Source organism: Lelliottia sp. AC1 (assembly GCF_023278595.1).
In the GTDB taxonomy this organism is placed as follows: Bacteria; Pseudomonadota; Gammaproteobacteria; order Enterobacterales; family Enterobacteriaceae; genus Enterobacter; species Enterobacter nimipressuralis.
This window is the reverse complement of sequence record NZ_CP025699.1, coordinates 414,596-427,646: the sequence shown is the minus strand read 5'-3', so window position 1 is coordinate 427,646 and position 13,051 is coordinate 414,596. Positions and strand designations below refer to the sequence as shown.

The window sequence follows — 13,051 nt, the reverse complement described above, 5'->3', positions numbered from 1 at the left end:
TCAGACGGAGTAGCGGAGGAATCTCAAAACGCGCCTTTCGTGCAGGCGGTACGCGTTATGCCGACGCCTTACGGAGCGCCTGCGCCAGCTGCGCTCGGGTGAAGGGTTTTCGTAGCAGCTCCACGTCCGGCAGCTGCGGATTGTGGGCGGGGCGTAAATCCTGCCCGCTCACCAGCAGCACCGGCAGATGCGGGAAATGGGTGCAGACGTGGTGGATCACCTCTGCGCCACTTAACGCCCCCGGCAGCATCAGGTCGCTGATAAAGAGTTCGATATCGGCCGAGGCCTCCAGCATCTTCAACGCCTGCTCGCCCGTTTCAGCTTCGAGCGTCAGGTAGCCGAGCTGATGCAGCTGTTCGCATAACGTCTGACGCACGTCGCTTTCATCTTCAAGCACCAGCACCAGCCGGTCGCTCTGCTCTGACTCCGTTGCCGCCAGCCCTTCATCATGCTCCACCACCGCCTGCGCGGAGCGCGGAAGCTGCAGGCGCACGGTGGTTCCTTGCCCCGGTGCGCTTTCGATTTCAACGCGTCCACCGGACTGGCGCACAAAACCGTAGACCATCGACAAACCCAGCCCGCTACCGCTGCCGGTCTGTTTCGTGGTGAAGAACGGCTCGAAGACCTGAGATTTCACCTCCTGCGACATCCCGCAGCCATGGTCGATCACCTCCAGCGCCACCATATCCTGCCTGCGCCCATCGCTGCGGGTGACACGCTGATTCCAGGTGCGAATGCGGATCACACCGCTCTGCCCCTCCATCGCGTCGCGAGCGTTCATGACCAGATTGATAATCGCGTTTTCCAGCTGGCTGACATCAATCCATGCGGGCCACGCCGGGTGCTGCGCTTCGATATCCAGCGTCAGGGTGGCCGGGAGCGAGTGGCACATCAGCTCGCCGAGGTTTTCCAGCAGCGGTTTCATCTCCACCGCGTGCGGATGCAGAGACTGTTTGCGCGAGAAAGCCAGTAGTCGCTGGGTCAGGAGCGCGCCACGCTCGGCGGCTTTCAGCGCGCGGGTGATGCGCGGCGCATCCGGCGACTCGGGATCAACCAGCTCCAGGCTGCCGATAATGACTGCCAGCAGATTGTTAAAATCGTGCGCCAGCCCGCCCGTCAACTGCCCGACCGCCTTCATTTTCTGGCTGTGCAGCAGCGCCTCTTCCAGCCCCACGCGTTCGAGCCGGTCGATCTCCATCTGCGTCGTTTTCTCTTTCAGCAGGCGGGTGGTGTGCTCAAGCGACGCGGTGTTACGCGCAAACACGTTGAACGCGCGCGCCAGTTCGCCAAGCTCGTCGCGGCGCTGGAGGGCCGGTACCGACACGTCCGGCTCGCCGTGGGCCAGCCGCGACATCGCTCTGGAGATGGCCGTCAGGTTGGAGCCTAAATTGCGGTAGATATACCAGCAGGCGCAGCCGGTGATCATCAGCGCCAGTATGGCGAACACGCTGATAAAGACGCTGATGGAGCGTAGCTCCTGATGACTCTGGGCGGTGCGCAGCTCCGACGCCTGGGCCACCTGCGCCACGTACTGGTTGATATCGCTGTTTAAAATCGCCACCAGCGCTTTGATGTGGAACATGTACCAGTTGATCGTCAGATCGCTCTCTTCAAGCTGCTTCGAAAGCGGCGCGAGCTTTTGCAGCTCGGCGTTGAAATCGGGCAGCACAAAGTCGATCACCGGCTGGCGGGCGGTCTCTGGCAGCGTGGTGGTTACGGTATTCAGCTGCTGAATGGTGGCGCGCGGCGACGGCGTTTCGATGGCTGCCATTATCAGGCGGTCCATTTCAGCCAACTGGCGCGCGTCCGGCACGTTGTCGCCGAAGCGACGGTTGATATCCTGCAAATGGCGTAAAAAACTTTGGCTTTGATAAAGCGAACTGAGCAGCGCGTTGCGCTCCAGATGACGTCGCTGACCGCGCTCCAGCATCCCGGTGACGCTTTGCTGTAACTCATTACTGCGGCGAATGATTCGTGCCACCAGCGCCGGTTCCTGCTGCGCCAGCGGCGCATCGGCGAGCTGCTCAAGGGAGTGACGCAGTGCCGTCTGCGTCTGCTTCAGGCGATCCGCTTCGCTTTTGTACTCCAGCGCCCCCACCACCTGCGAAAGACGCACCGCCGCCGTGGCCACATTGGCGGTGTCGCGCGCCAGATTCATGCTGCCAGTCATGTCGTTTAAGGTCTGCTGCTGCACCTGCTCCTGAATCTGGCTGGCATGCCGAAAGCCCAGCACCGCCACGCCGCTGACCATCAATGTCACCGCCACCACCAGCAGATTGAAGATCAGCAGGCGGCCACGGGCGCTGGCAAAAAAGGGAGGGCGGCGTGATGGCATGGTGGCTCCGGTGAGAGGAAAAAGGCTCAGAATTGTGACGCCCGTTAACTATTCATAACTATGACAAATATGAACGGCTTCTGACATTTTGCATTTACCGGGATGTGATGCACTGCTGATATCGACCTTCACAGGAGATCCGCCATGAGCAGGACCCCGGTATTAGAGATGCGCAACATTGCCAAAACCTTTGGCAACTTTCACGCGCTCAAGGGTGTGGATCTGACGGTCTGGCCCGGCGAGATCCACGCGTTAATGGGCGAAAACGGCGCAGGCAAAAGCACCCTGATGAAAATCCTCGCCGGGGCGTATACCGCCACCAGCGGCGAGATATTGATTGACGGCCAGCCGTACCACATCAAAGGGCCGAAAGACGCGCTGGCCGCAGGTATTACCCTGATTTATCAGGAGATGCAGCTCGCGCCAAACCTCACGGTGGCGGAAAACATCTTTCTCGGCAGCGAACTGTCGCGTGGCGGGCTGGTGAAGCGGAAAGAGATGGCCGCGCAGGCCCAGACGGTGATTGACCGCCTCGGCGCCCATTTCAGCGCCACCGATCTGGTGATGAAACTGACCATTGCCGAACAACAGCAGGTAGAAATCGCCCGCGCGCTGCACCGCAACAGCCGCGTGCTGGTGATGGATGAACCCACCGCCGCCCTCTCCTCGCGCGAAACCCATCGCCTGTTTGAACTGATTTTGCGTCTGCGCGATGAGGGGATGGCGATTATCTATATCAGCCACCGCATGGCGGAGGTGTACGAGCTTTCTGACCGCGTCAGCGTGCTGCGCGACGGTCAGTACGTCGGCAGTTTGACCCGCGACAAACTCAACGCCTCGGAGCTGGTCAGGATGATGGTGGGCCGCCCCTTAAGCGACCTGTTCAACAAAGAGCGCGATATCCCTCTTGGCAGCGCGCGGCTCAACGTCCATCACCTCACCGACGGCAAAAAAGTGCAGCCGTGCAGCCTGCAGGTGCGTTCCGGGGAGATCGTCGGTCTCGCAGGGCTGGTAGGGGCCGGACGTTCGGAGCTGGCGCAGCTGATCTTCGGCGTGCGCAAAGCGACGGGCGGAATGATTGAAGTCGACGGCGAGCCGGTGGTGATCCACTCCCCGCGCGCCGCCATCGACCACGGCATCGGTTTTTTAACCGAGAACCGCAAAGAACAGGGGCTGTTTTTGGAGCTGGCGGCGCAGGAGAACATCACCATGGCGACGCTGGAGCGCGACGCCACCTGGGGCATGCTGGACCGCAAAAAAGCGCAGTCGATCTCCGATGACGCCATCGCCCTGCTCAATATTCGCGTGCCGCATTCGCAGGTGCGCGCGGGTGGGCTGTCGGGCGGTAATCAGCAAAAGCTGCTGATCTCCCGCTGGGTAGCGATCGGCCCGCGCATTCTGATCCTCGATGAACCAACGCGCGGCGTGGACGTCGGGGCGAAAAGCGAGATCTATCGCATCATGAACCAGATGGCGCGTAAAGGCGTGGCGATCCTGATGATCTCCAGCGAGCTGCCGGAAGTGGTGGGCATGAGCGACCGGGTCTACGTGATGCGTGAAGGGAGCATTGCCGGGGAGTTACACGGCCCAACCATCACTCAGGAAAATATTATGACGCTGGCAACTGGCGTGAACGACACTCATCAGGCGGTGCAATCATGACACATTCAACTAACCCGCAGCAGGTGGCGAAATCCGCCTCCGCCAAAAAAATGCTGATGAGCGATCTGATGCAAACGGTCGGGATTTTGCCGATTCTGATCCTGATCGTGGCGGTCTTTGGCTTTATCGCGCCGAACTTCTTCACCGAGAGCAATCTGCTCAATATTACCCGTCAGGCGTCGATCAATATCGTGCTGGCCGCCGGGATGACCTTCATCATTTTGACCGGGGGGATCGACCTGTCGGTGGGGTCGATTCTCGGCACCACGGCAGTGGCGGCGATGGTGGTCTCCCTGATGCCTGAGCTGGCGATGCTGTCGATTCCGGCGGCGCTGATGCTCGGCATGGTGCTGGGTCTCTTCAATGGCGCACTGGTGGCCTTTGCCGGACTCCCGCCGTTTATTGTCACCCTCGGCACCTATACCGCCCTGCGCGGCGCGGCCTATCTGCTGGCCGACGGCACCACGGTGATTAACTCGAACATTAATTTTGAATGGATCGGCAATAACTATCTCGGCCCGGTGCCGTGGCTGGTGGTGATCGCCCTGGCGGTGATCGTGGTGTGCTGGTTCATTTTGCGCCGCACCACGCTCGGCGTTCATATCTACGCGGTGGGCGGTAACATGCAGGCTGCGCGTCTCACGGGGATCAAAGTCTGGCTGGTGCTGCTGTTTGTCTACGGCATGAGCGGTCTGTTGTCCGGTCTTGGCGGGGTGATGAGCGCCTCGCGGCTTTACAGCGCCAACGGCAACTTAGGCACCGGCTACGAGCTGGACGCCATCGCGGCGGTGATCCTCGGCGGGACCAGTTTTGTCGGCGGGATCGGCACGATCACCGGCACGCTGGTGGGCGCGCTGATTATCGCCACCCTGAATAACGGCATGACGTTAATGGGCGTTTCCTACTTCTGGCAACTGGTGATCAAAGGGGCGGTGATCATCATTGCGGTACTGATCGACAAATACCGTACCCGACACCATCAAAGTGCATAACAACAACACCCTACGATAATGAGGATAACAGCATGAGATTGAAGCCATTGGTCACCGCGCTCTGTGCTGGCGCACTGCTTGCCGCAGCCCCGTTTGCGCAGGCGAAAGATCTGAAATCCATCGGCGTGACGGTGGGCGATCTCGCCAACCCGTTCTTCGTGCAGATCACCAAAGGTGCGGAGCTTGAAGCCCGTAAACTGGCGGGGGATAACGTAAAAGTGACGCTGGTCTCCAGCGGCTACGATCTGGGCCAGCAGGTTTCTCAGATTGATAATTTTATCGCCGCGAAGGTCGATATGATCATTCTCAACGCCGCTGATTCGAAAGGGATTGGCCCGGCGGTGAAGCGCGCAAAAGAAGCAGGGATTGTGGTGGTCGCCGTTGACGTGGCGGCCGAAGGGGCCGACGCCACTATCACTTCGGATAACACCCAGGCGGGTGAAATGGCCTGTAAATACATCACCGATCGCCTGAAAGGCAAAGGCAACGTGGTGATCATCAACGGACCGCCGGTCTCCGCAGTACAGAACCGTGTGGAAGGCTGTCAGACCGAGTTCAAGCGCCACCCGGATATCAAAGTGCTGTCGGATAACCAGAACGCCAAAGGCAGTCGCGAAGGTGGCCTGGAAGTGATGACGGCGTTGCTGGCCGCGAATCCGAAGATCGACGGTGTCTTCGCGATTAACGATCCGACAGCGATCGGTGCCGATCTGGCGGCGAAACAGGCGCAGCGCAGCGAGTTCTTTATCGTTGGCGTGGACGGCAGCCCGGACGGTGAAGAGGCGCTGAAGCGCGAAAACTCTCTGTTTGTGGCAACCCCTGCGCAGGACCCGCAGGTTATGGCGGCCAAAGCGGTAGAGATCGGCTATGACATTCTGCAGGGCAAACCGGCACCCAAAGAGCCGGTGCTGATCCCGGTGACGATGATCGATAAGAAGAGCGTCGGGACGTACAAGGGGTGGACGGTTAAATAAGGTTTGTGTGCGTTGATGCCCTCACCTCTCCCGCAAAGAGGGTGAGGGGTCAGCGCAGCGCACCACTAAAGGAGTTCCCATGAAACGCTCCGAAATCAACGAAATCCTCGGCCATACGCGGCAGTTCTTTTCGATGCATGACGTACACCTGCCACCGTTTGCCAGTTTCCCGCCGACCCAATGGCGGCAGCTCGATCGCCATGCCTGGCGCGAAGTCTTCGATCTCAAACTCGGCTGGGACGTCACCGCCTTCGGCGGGAACCATTTTGCCGCACAGGGACTCACCCTTTTCACTCTGCGCAATGGCTCGCCGAACGGCGTACCTTACGAAAAATGCTACGCGGAGAAAATCATGCACGTCCGCGACGGGCAGGTCACGCCGATGCATTTCCACTGGCGTAAACGCGAGGACATCATTAATCGCGGCGGAGGAAATCTGATTATTGAGCTGTGGAACGCGGGCGGGCATGAAGAGACGGAAAACACCGACGTTACGGTGGTGGTTGACGGCTGCATTCAGACCCATGCTCCCGGCAGCCAGCTGCGCCTCACACCAGGGGAAAGCATCTGTCTCACGCCCGGCCTGTACCACAGTTTCTGGGGGGAGCGCGGTTTTGGCGATGTGCTGGTCGGCGAAGTGTCATCCGTGAATGACGATGAGCACGACAACCACTTTTTACAGCCGCTCGCGCGCTATAACAATATTGAAGAAGACGAAACGGCGGTGCTGGTGCTCTGTAACGAGTACAGCCTGTTTCGAACCTAAGGAGTGAATGATGCCGCTAATTTCTCTCGCCGCCGGGCTGGAACACGCCCGTGAACATCGCTACGCCCTCGGCGCATTTAACGTTCTCGACTCCCACTTTTTGCGCGCCCTGTTCGCCGCGGCAAAACAGGAGCGCTCACCCTTTATCATCAACATCGCCGAAGTGCATTTTAAGTATTTATCGCTCGATTCATTAGTTGAAGCGGTCCGGTTCGAGGCCGCGCGACACGATATTCCGGTGGTCCTCAATCTCGATCACGGCCTGCATTTTGAGGCGGTGGTACGGGCGCTGCGCTTAGGCTTCAGCTCTGTGATGTTTGATGGTTCCACCCTGAGTTACGAAGAGAATATTCGCCAGACCAGGGAAATCGTGAAAATGTGTCACGCCGTGGGGGTGTCGGTGGAAGCCGAACTGGGCGCTGTGGGCGGTGACGAGGGCGGTGCGCTGTATGGCCATGCCGATGAAGCCTTTTTCACCGATCCGGCCCTGGCGCGCGATTTTGTCGATCAGACCGGCATTGACGCGCTCGCCGTCGCCATCGGCAATGCGCACGGCAAATACAAAGGCGAGCCGAAGCTCGATTTCGCGCGGCTTGATGCGATCCGCCTGCAAACCGGCCTGCCGCTGGTGCTGCACGGGGGTTCCGGGATCAGCGACGCCGATTTCCGCCGCGCGATTGAGCTGGGCATTCACAAAATCAATTTCTACACCGGGATGTCGCAGGCGGCGCTGGCCTCCGTCGAGCAGCGGATCACCCATCGTCAGCCGATTTACGACGAATTTGCCGAACTGCTGCTGGGCATTGAAGAGGCAATTACCGACACCGTATCGGAACAAATGCGCATCTTCGATAGCGCGGGGAGGGCCTGATGGTACGCCGGGGCGTTATCGCCGCAGGGAATATGCTCGTCGACCACGTGCATCAGATTGTGCAGTGGCCGGAGCGCGGCTGGCTGGCGGAAATTATTCATAGCGAACGGGCCACCGGCGGCGCACCGCTGAACGTCCTGCTGACGCTCGCCAAAATGCACGTCGGCCTGCCGCTGCAGGCGGTGGGGCTGATTGGCGACGACAGCGACGGGGACTACATTCTGGCCATGCTCGATCAGTACCACGTCAACCGCCAGCGGGTGCAGCGCACCACTTTTGCGCCGACCTCCATGTCGCAAGTGATGACCGATCCCAGCGGGCAGCGTACCTTTTTCCACTCCCCGGCGGCCAACCGGCTGCTGGATCTTCCGGCCTTCGACCGCCTCGACCCGACGATGAAAATTTTCCATCTCGGCTATTTGCTGCTTCTCGACAGCCTGGATATGCCGGACGACGAGTTTGGCACCCGCAGCGCACGCCTGCTGTCTCAGATGCGCGATCTGGGGTATGAAACCTCACTGGATTTGGTGTCGCGCAAAGGCGATCCGCGCTATCAACCGCTGGTGCTCCCTGCCCTGCGCTATGTGGATTATCTGGTGATTAACGAGCTGGAGGCCGGTGAGTTTAGCGGGCTGGAGATGCGCGACGAGTTTGATGCGCCGAACATTCTGCATATCGCCGAAGCCGCGTCGCAACTGCTGGCGGCCGGAGTGCGTCAGCGCGTGGTCATTCATTGTCCGGAAGGCGCCTGGGGCGAAGCGCCGGGTGAGCCAGGCCAGTGGGTGCCGTCACGACAGCTTGAAAAGGATGAGATTATCGGCAGCGTCGGCGCGGGCGATGCGTTTTGCGCGGGCTTTTTGTACGGCTGCCACGAGGCGTGGCCGCTGCCCGAGAGCATTGCCCTGGCACATGCCTGCGCGCGGGCCAGCCTGCTGGCGGCCAATGCCATCGACGGGGCGAAAACGCTGGACGAACTGAAGTTGAATCTTTAAGCGGCTTTGTCGTGGTGAGACACGTCTGCGGCGAACACGTAGCCGAGGCCGCGAATGGTTTTGATCAGCAGCGGCTGATGAGGGTTAATTTCGATTTTTCGCCGCAGGCGCATGATCAGCACGTCGATCGTGCGGTCAAAGACCTCGGCGCTTTCGCTGTGGGTCAGCTCCAGCAGCTGTTCACGGCTCAATACCCGCCGGGCATTCTGCGCGAGGGCCAGCAGTAAACCGTACTCCCCCTGAGTTAACGGCACCGTCACCTGCTTCGGATCGCTTAATTCGCAGCGGGTGGTGTCGAGGGTCCAGCCGTTGAAGCCCATGCCCGACGTGCGCGGTGCGGTGGGTTCCGCCGCCAGCACGCCCGTGCGGCGCAGTACCGCTTTTACGCGGGCGACTACCACGCGCGGATTAAACGGCTTGCCGATGTAATCATCCGCGCCCATCTCCAGCCCCACCACAACGTCCGATTCGCTGCCAAGGCCGGTGAGCATAATCACCGGCAGCTCGGCGCGCTGCTTTTGTAGCTGCTGTAAAACCTGTAACCCGTTGATATCCGGCAGCATCATATCCAGCAATACCAGCGCAATGCCCGGTTCTCGCTGAGCCAGCGCCAGCGCGTCCAGCCCGTTGTGACAGACGTGCACCGTAAAGACGTGCTCGTTAAGCACATCCTGCAGCAGTTCGCAGACCGCCGTATCGTCATCAACCACCAGAATCGCCGGTTTCATCGTATGCTTCCGTCAGGGGATTATGTTAAGTCTGACCTATTCTGCAAACGGCTCCAGCCAAATCCATTGTTGCGTGATGGAATTTCAACCCATGTCACATCCATTGCCCTTTCGACACGTCAATTTTGACGATTGCCTGCTTCTCGTCAGGGTTTTGACCAAACTTTGGCCGTAAAGTCAGGGTATACCCACAATAAAAACATGGCATAGAAGCTGCATAATAGGGTGGGAAAGCATTGATTAACTGGAGCGAGACCGATGAAAAAAGTCGTCACGGTTTGCCCCTATTGTGCCTCAGGTTGCAAGATAAACCTGGTGGTCGATAACGGCAAAATCGTCCGGGCGGAGGCTGCACAGGGTAAGACCAATCAGGGTACGCTGTGCCTGAAAGGCTACTATGGCTGGGATTTTATTAACGATACCCAGATCCTCACCCCCCGTCTGAAAACCCCTATGATTCGCCGTGAGCGCGGCGGCAAGCTGGAGTCCGTCTCCTGGACGGAAGCGCTGGACTATGTCGCCCGCCGCCTGAGCGAGATCAAAGCCAAATACGGCCCGGACGCGATCCAGACCACCGGCTCTTCACGCGGGACGGGGAATGAAACCAACTATGTAATGCAAAAATTCGCGCGCGCCGTTATTGGTACCAATAACGTCGACTGCTGCGCTCGCGTCTGACACGGCCCATCGGTTGCAGGTCTGCACCAGTCGGTCGGTAACGGCGCAATGAGTAACGCTATCAACGAAATCGATAACACCGATCTGGTGTTTGTTTTCGGCTATAACCCGGCGGATTCCCACCCTATCGTGGCAAATCACGTCATTAATGCGAAACGCAACGGGGCGAAAATCATCGTCTGCGATCCGCGTAAAATCGAAACCGCGCGCATTGCGGATATGCATATCGCCTTACGCAACGGCTCGAATATCGCGCTGCTTAACGCCATCGGGCACGTGATTATTGAAGAAAATCTCTATGACCAGGCGTTTGTGGCTACACGTACGGAAGGTTTCGAGGAGTATCGCAAGATTGTCGAAGGCTATACGCCGGAATCGGTCGAAGAGATTACAGGCGTCAGCGCACAAGAGATTCGCCAGGCTGCGCGCATGTACGCCGCCGCGAAAACCGCGTCGATTCTGTGGGGCATGGGTGTAACCCAGTTCTATCAGGGCGTGGAAACCGTGCGGTCACTGACCAGCCTCGCAATGCTGACGGGCAACCTCGGCAAACCGCATGTGGGCGTAAACCCGGTGCGCGGGCAGAACAACGTTCAGGGTGCCTGCGACATGGGCGCACTGCCGGATACCTATCCGGGCTATCAGTACGTCAAGTACCCGGAAAACCGGGCGAAATTCGCCAAGGCCTGGGGCGTTGAAAGCCTGCCGGAGCACACGGGCTATCGCATCAGCGAGCTGCCGCACCGCGCAGCACACGGTGAAGTGCGTGCCGCTTACATCATGGGCGAAGATCCGCTGCAAACCGACGCTGAACTGTCGGCGGTGCGCAAAGGTTTTGAGGATCTCGAACTGGTGATTGTGCAGGACATCTTCATGACCAAAACCGCGGCGGCGGCGGATGTGATTTTACCGTCAACGTCGTGGGGTGAGCACGAAGGCGTTTATACGGCAGCGGATCGCGGTTTCCAGCGCTTCTTTAAAGCGGTCGAGCCGAAGTGGGATCTGAAAACGGACTGGCAGATTATCAGCGAAATCGCCACCCGCATGGGCTACCCGATGCACTACAACAATACCCAGGAGATCTGGGATGAGTTGCGCAATCTGTGTCCGGATTTCACCGGGGCGACCTACGAGAAGATGGGCGAGCTGGGGTATATCCAGTGGCCCTGCCGGGACGAGTCCGAGGCGGATCAGGGGACGTCATACCTCTTCGCCGAGAAGTTCGATACCCCGAACGGGCTGGCGCAGTTCTTCACCTGCGACTGGGTGGCGCCTATCGACAAACTCACCGACGAGTACCCCATGGTGCTCTCGACGGTGCGTGAAGTGGGCCACTACTCCTGTCGCTCGATGACCGGGAACTGTGCCGCGCTGGCTGCACTGGCAGACGAGCCGGGCTACGCGCAGCTCAACACCGCCGATGCCGCCCGTCTGGGCATTGAGGATGAAGCGCTGGTGTGGGTGAATTCGCGCAAAGGCCGCATCATCACCCGCGCACAGGTCAGCGATCGCCCGAACAAAGGGGCGGTTTATATGACCTACCAGTGGTGGATTGGTGCCTGTAACGAGCTGGTGACGGAAAACCTCAGCCCAATAACCAAAACGCCTGAGTATAAGTATTGCGCCGTGCGCGTGGAGCCGATTGCCGATCAGCAAAGCGCCGAGCAATATGTGATTGATGAATACACGAAATTGAAAGCCCGCCTACGCGAAAGCGCAATGGGTTAAATAAGTAGATGTTCAATGAATAAATGGGGTGAGATATTCACCCCATTTTTATTTGTATATTTAGCATTAATTTTATCAATATTATTCTGGAATGTAGCTCGCAGAAATCAATGCAACTTTTAAATGCGGGAATTACATCTTTGCATTTTAATTCAGAAGGATAAGATGGCGGCGGGTGCTTAAGACTTTCTGTTTTGAGCATGTGTGAGGAGCAGAAAGTTGAAAGCCCCGGGAAAGTTAAACTCACCCGAGGCTACAAAACAACATCAACTCCCACAAGTTGAAGTTAGCCTCTTATTCTTATAAATGCAAGGAGTAAAAGGCATGACGCCATTAAAAACTGTGTTAGGCATTGTTTTTATTATTTGCCTGACCATCGTGATTTTTACCTTTATTAATCGCGGCAAACTTTGTGAGCTGACAATAAAGAGTGAACATCAGGAAGTGGCGGCAAAATTAGCCTGTATATCAGGATGATTTTGTGGGCGGGGAAACCCGCCCGGCTTGTCTGGACGTTGAGGTCTTAACGCACCCTTTTTATTCTTCATTGACCGCGCTTATACTGCGCGCTATGTACCCGGATGATAAGAACTCATGAAAACCCTTTTGATGTTGCTCTTCCTTTTTACCGCGTTTGCTCACGCTGACGAACCCGGTAGCCAATATAAAGAACAGGCCGAAGCGGGCGACGCGCGCGCTCAGTACTATCTGGCCGATACCTACTTCAGCGCAGGTGACGATAAGCAGGCTGCGCTGTGGGCGGAGAAAGCGGCAAAAGGCGGCGATGTCGATGCCGTGGCGCTGCTGTCGCAAATCCACTTTAAGCATGCCGATTACGCCCAGTCCAAAACCCTGGCGCAACAGGCGACCATTGCTGGCAGCAAACGCGGGGCGATCATGCTGGCGCGCCTGCTGGTAAATACTCAGGCCGGTAAAACGGACTATCCGCAGGCAATCAAACTGCTGCAAACCGCCACGGATGATATCGACAACGACTCTGCAGTCGATGCCCAGATGCTGTTGGGGCTGATCTACGCCAACGGCGTATCAATGGCTCAGGACGATGCTCAGGCGCAAATGTGGTTCAAACGCAGCTCAGCGCTTTCGCGTACCGGTTACGCGGAATATTGGGCAGGAATGGTTTTTCAGCAGGGCGAAAAAGGGTTTATTACCCCGAACAAACAGAAGGCGCTGTACTGGTTCAATCTGAGCTGTAGCGAAGGGTTTGATACCGGATGCGAAGAGTTTGATGCCTTGAGCGGGGAGTAACTCTCCACGCTTAAAAAGTCAGCCGGGTCAGGCAAAACCGCCCCCCGGCTTTTTAT

Annotated in this window: 11 protein-coding genes; 9 read left to right on the top strand and 2 right to left on the bottom strand. The window is 58.2% G+C overall.

Features of this window, described 5'->3' with window-relative positions; all coding sequences use genetic code 11:
• Nucleotides 1-55: 55 nt before the first annotated feature.
• A complete protein-coding gene (locus C0560_RS02015; RefSeq protein ID WP_248859509.1) occupies nt 56-2,335 on the bottom strand; it encodes an ATP-binding protein in 2,280 nt (759 codons plus the stop codon).
• Nucleotides 2,336-2,479: 144 nt separating this feature from the next.
• Between C0560_RS02015 and C0560_RS02010 the strand changes: the two genes are divergently transcribed.
• The 6 genes from C0560_RS02010 (at nt 2,480) to C0560_RS01985 (ending at nt 8,592) form a co-directional block, all read left to right on the top strand.
• Nucleotides 2,480-3,997: a sugar ABC transporter ATP-binding protein gene (locus C0560_RS02010; protein ID WP_100777971.1), complete on the top strand. Its 1,518-nt coding sequence runs from the start codon at nt 2,480-2,482 to the stop codon at nt 3,995-3,997.
• A complete protein-coding gene (locus C0560_RS02005; RefSeq protein WP_100777972.1) occupies nt 3,994-4,989 on the top strand; it encodes a ribose ABC transporter permease in 996 nt (331 codons plus the stop codon). The genes C0560_RS02010 and C0560_RS02005 overlap by 4 nt, the downstream gene beginning before the upstream one ends.
• A 32-nt stretch (nt 4,990-5,021) precedes the next feature.
• Nucleotides 5,022-5,963 (top strand): ABC transporter substrate-binding protein, encoded by a 942-nt coding sequence (locus C0560_RS02000; protein ID WP_100777973.1) that lies wholly within the window; start codon nt 5,022-5,024, stop codon nt 5,961-5,963.
• A 79-nt stretch (nt 5,964-6,042) separates the two neighbouring features.
• A complete protein-coding gene (locus C0560_RS01995) occupies nt 6,043-6,729 on the top strand; it encodes a D-lyxose/D-mannose family sugar isomerase (protein WP_100777974.1) in 687 nt (228 codons plus the stop codon).
• A gap of 10 nt (nt 6,730-6,739) precedes the next feature.
• A complete protein-coding gene (locus tag C0560_RS01990; protein WP_248860241.1) occupies nt 6,740-7,600 on the top strand; it encodes a ketose 1,6-bisphosphate aldolase in 861 nt (286 codons plus the stop codon).
• Nucleotides 7,600-8,592, top strand: a complete 993-nt coding sequence (locus tag C0560_RS01985; RefSeq protein WP_100777976.1) for a carbohydrate kinase family protein — start codon at nt 7,600-7,602, stop codon at nt 8,590-8,592. The genes C0560_RS01990 and C0560_RS01985 overlap by 1 nt, the downstream gene beginning before the upstream one ends.
• On the opposite strand, the gene C0560_RS01980 is transcribed toward C0560_RS01985, so the two are convergent.
• Nucleotides 8,589-9,320, bottom strand: coding sequence for a response regulator (locus tag C0560_RS01980; protein ID WP_102105730.1), 732 nt, complete (start codon nt 9,318-9,320; stop codon nt 8,589-8,591). The genes C0560_RS01985 and C0560_RS01980 overlap by 4 nt on opposite strands.
• A gap of 258 nt (nt 9,321-9,578) precedes the next feature.
• Here C0560_RS01980 and fdhF point away from each other — a divergent pair, with 258 nt between their 5' ends.
• The 3 genes from fdhF (at nt 9,579) to C0560_RS01965 (ending at nt 12,995) form a co-directional block, all read left to right on the top strand.
• Nucleotides 9,579-11,726: a formate dehydrogenase subunit alpha gene (fdhF, locus tag C0560_RS01975; protein WP_248859508.1), complete on the top strand. Its 2,148-nt coding sequence runs from the start codon at nt 9,579-9,581 to the stop codon at nt 11,724-11,726.
• 324 nt (nt 11,727-12,050) lie between these two features.
• Entirely contained in the window at nt 12,051-12,203 is a 153-nt protein-coding gene (locus tag C0560_RS01970) for a Hok/Gef family protein (protein WP_102105728.1), read from the top strand.
• A gap of 117 nt (nt 12,204-12,320) precedes the next feature.
• Complete coding sequence (locus C0560_RS01965; RefSeq protein ID WP_102105727.1) at nt 12,321-12,995, top strand: tetratricopeptide repeat protein; 675 nt, start codon at nt 12,321-12,323, stop codon at nt 12,993-12,995.
• The last annotated feature ends 56 nt before the right edge of the window (nt 12,996-13,051 follow it).

Coding starts and splice junctions, on each gene's coding strand:
- C0560_RS01990 (WP_248860241.1), top strand. CDS start 6,740: ATGCCGCTAATTTCTCTCGCCGCCGGGCTGGAACACGCCCGTGAACAT.
- C0560_RS01995 (WP_100777974.1), top strand. CDS start 6,043: ATGAAACGCTCCGAAATCAACGAAATCCTCGGCCATACGCGGCAGTTC.
- C0560_RS02015 (WP_248859509.1), bottom strand. CDS start 2,335: ATGCCATCACGCCGCCCTCCCTTTTTTGCCAGCGCCCGTGGCCGCCTG.
- C0560_RS02010 (WP_100777971.1), top strand. CDS start 2,480: ATGAGCAGGACCCCGGTATTAGAGATGCGCAACATTGCCAAAACCTTT.
- C0560_RS01965 (WP_102105727.1), top strand. CDS start 12,321: ATGAAAACCCTTTTGATGTTGCTCTTCCTTTTTACCGCGTTTGCTCAC.
- C0560_RS01970 (WP_102105728.1), top strand. CDS start 12,051: ATGACGCCATTAAAAACTGTGTTAGGCATTGTTTTTATTATTTGCCTG.
- C0560_RS01980 (WP_102105730.1), bottom strand. CDS start 9,320: ATGAAACCGGCGATTCTGGTGGTTGATGACGATACGGCGGTCTGCGAA.
- C0560_RS02005 (WP_100777972.1), top strand. CDS start 3,994: ATGACACATTCAACTAACCCGCAGCAGGTGGCGAAATCCGCCTCCGCC.
- C0560_RS02000 (WP_100777973.1), top strand. CDS start 5,022: ATGAGATTGAAGCCATTGGTCACCGCGCTCTGTGCTGGCGCACTGCTT.
- C0560_RS01985 (WP_100777976.1), top strand. CDS start 7,600: ATGGTACGCCGGGGCGTTATCGCCGCAGGGAATATGCTCGTCGACCAC.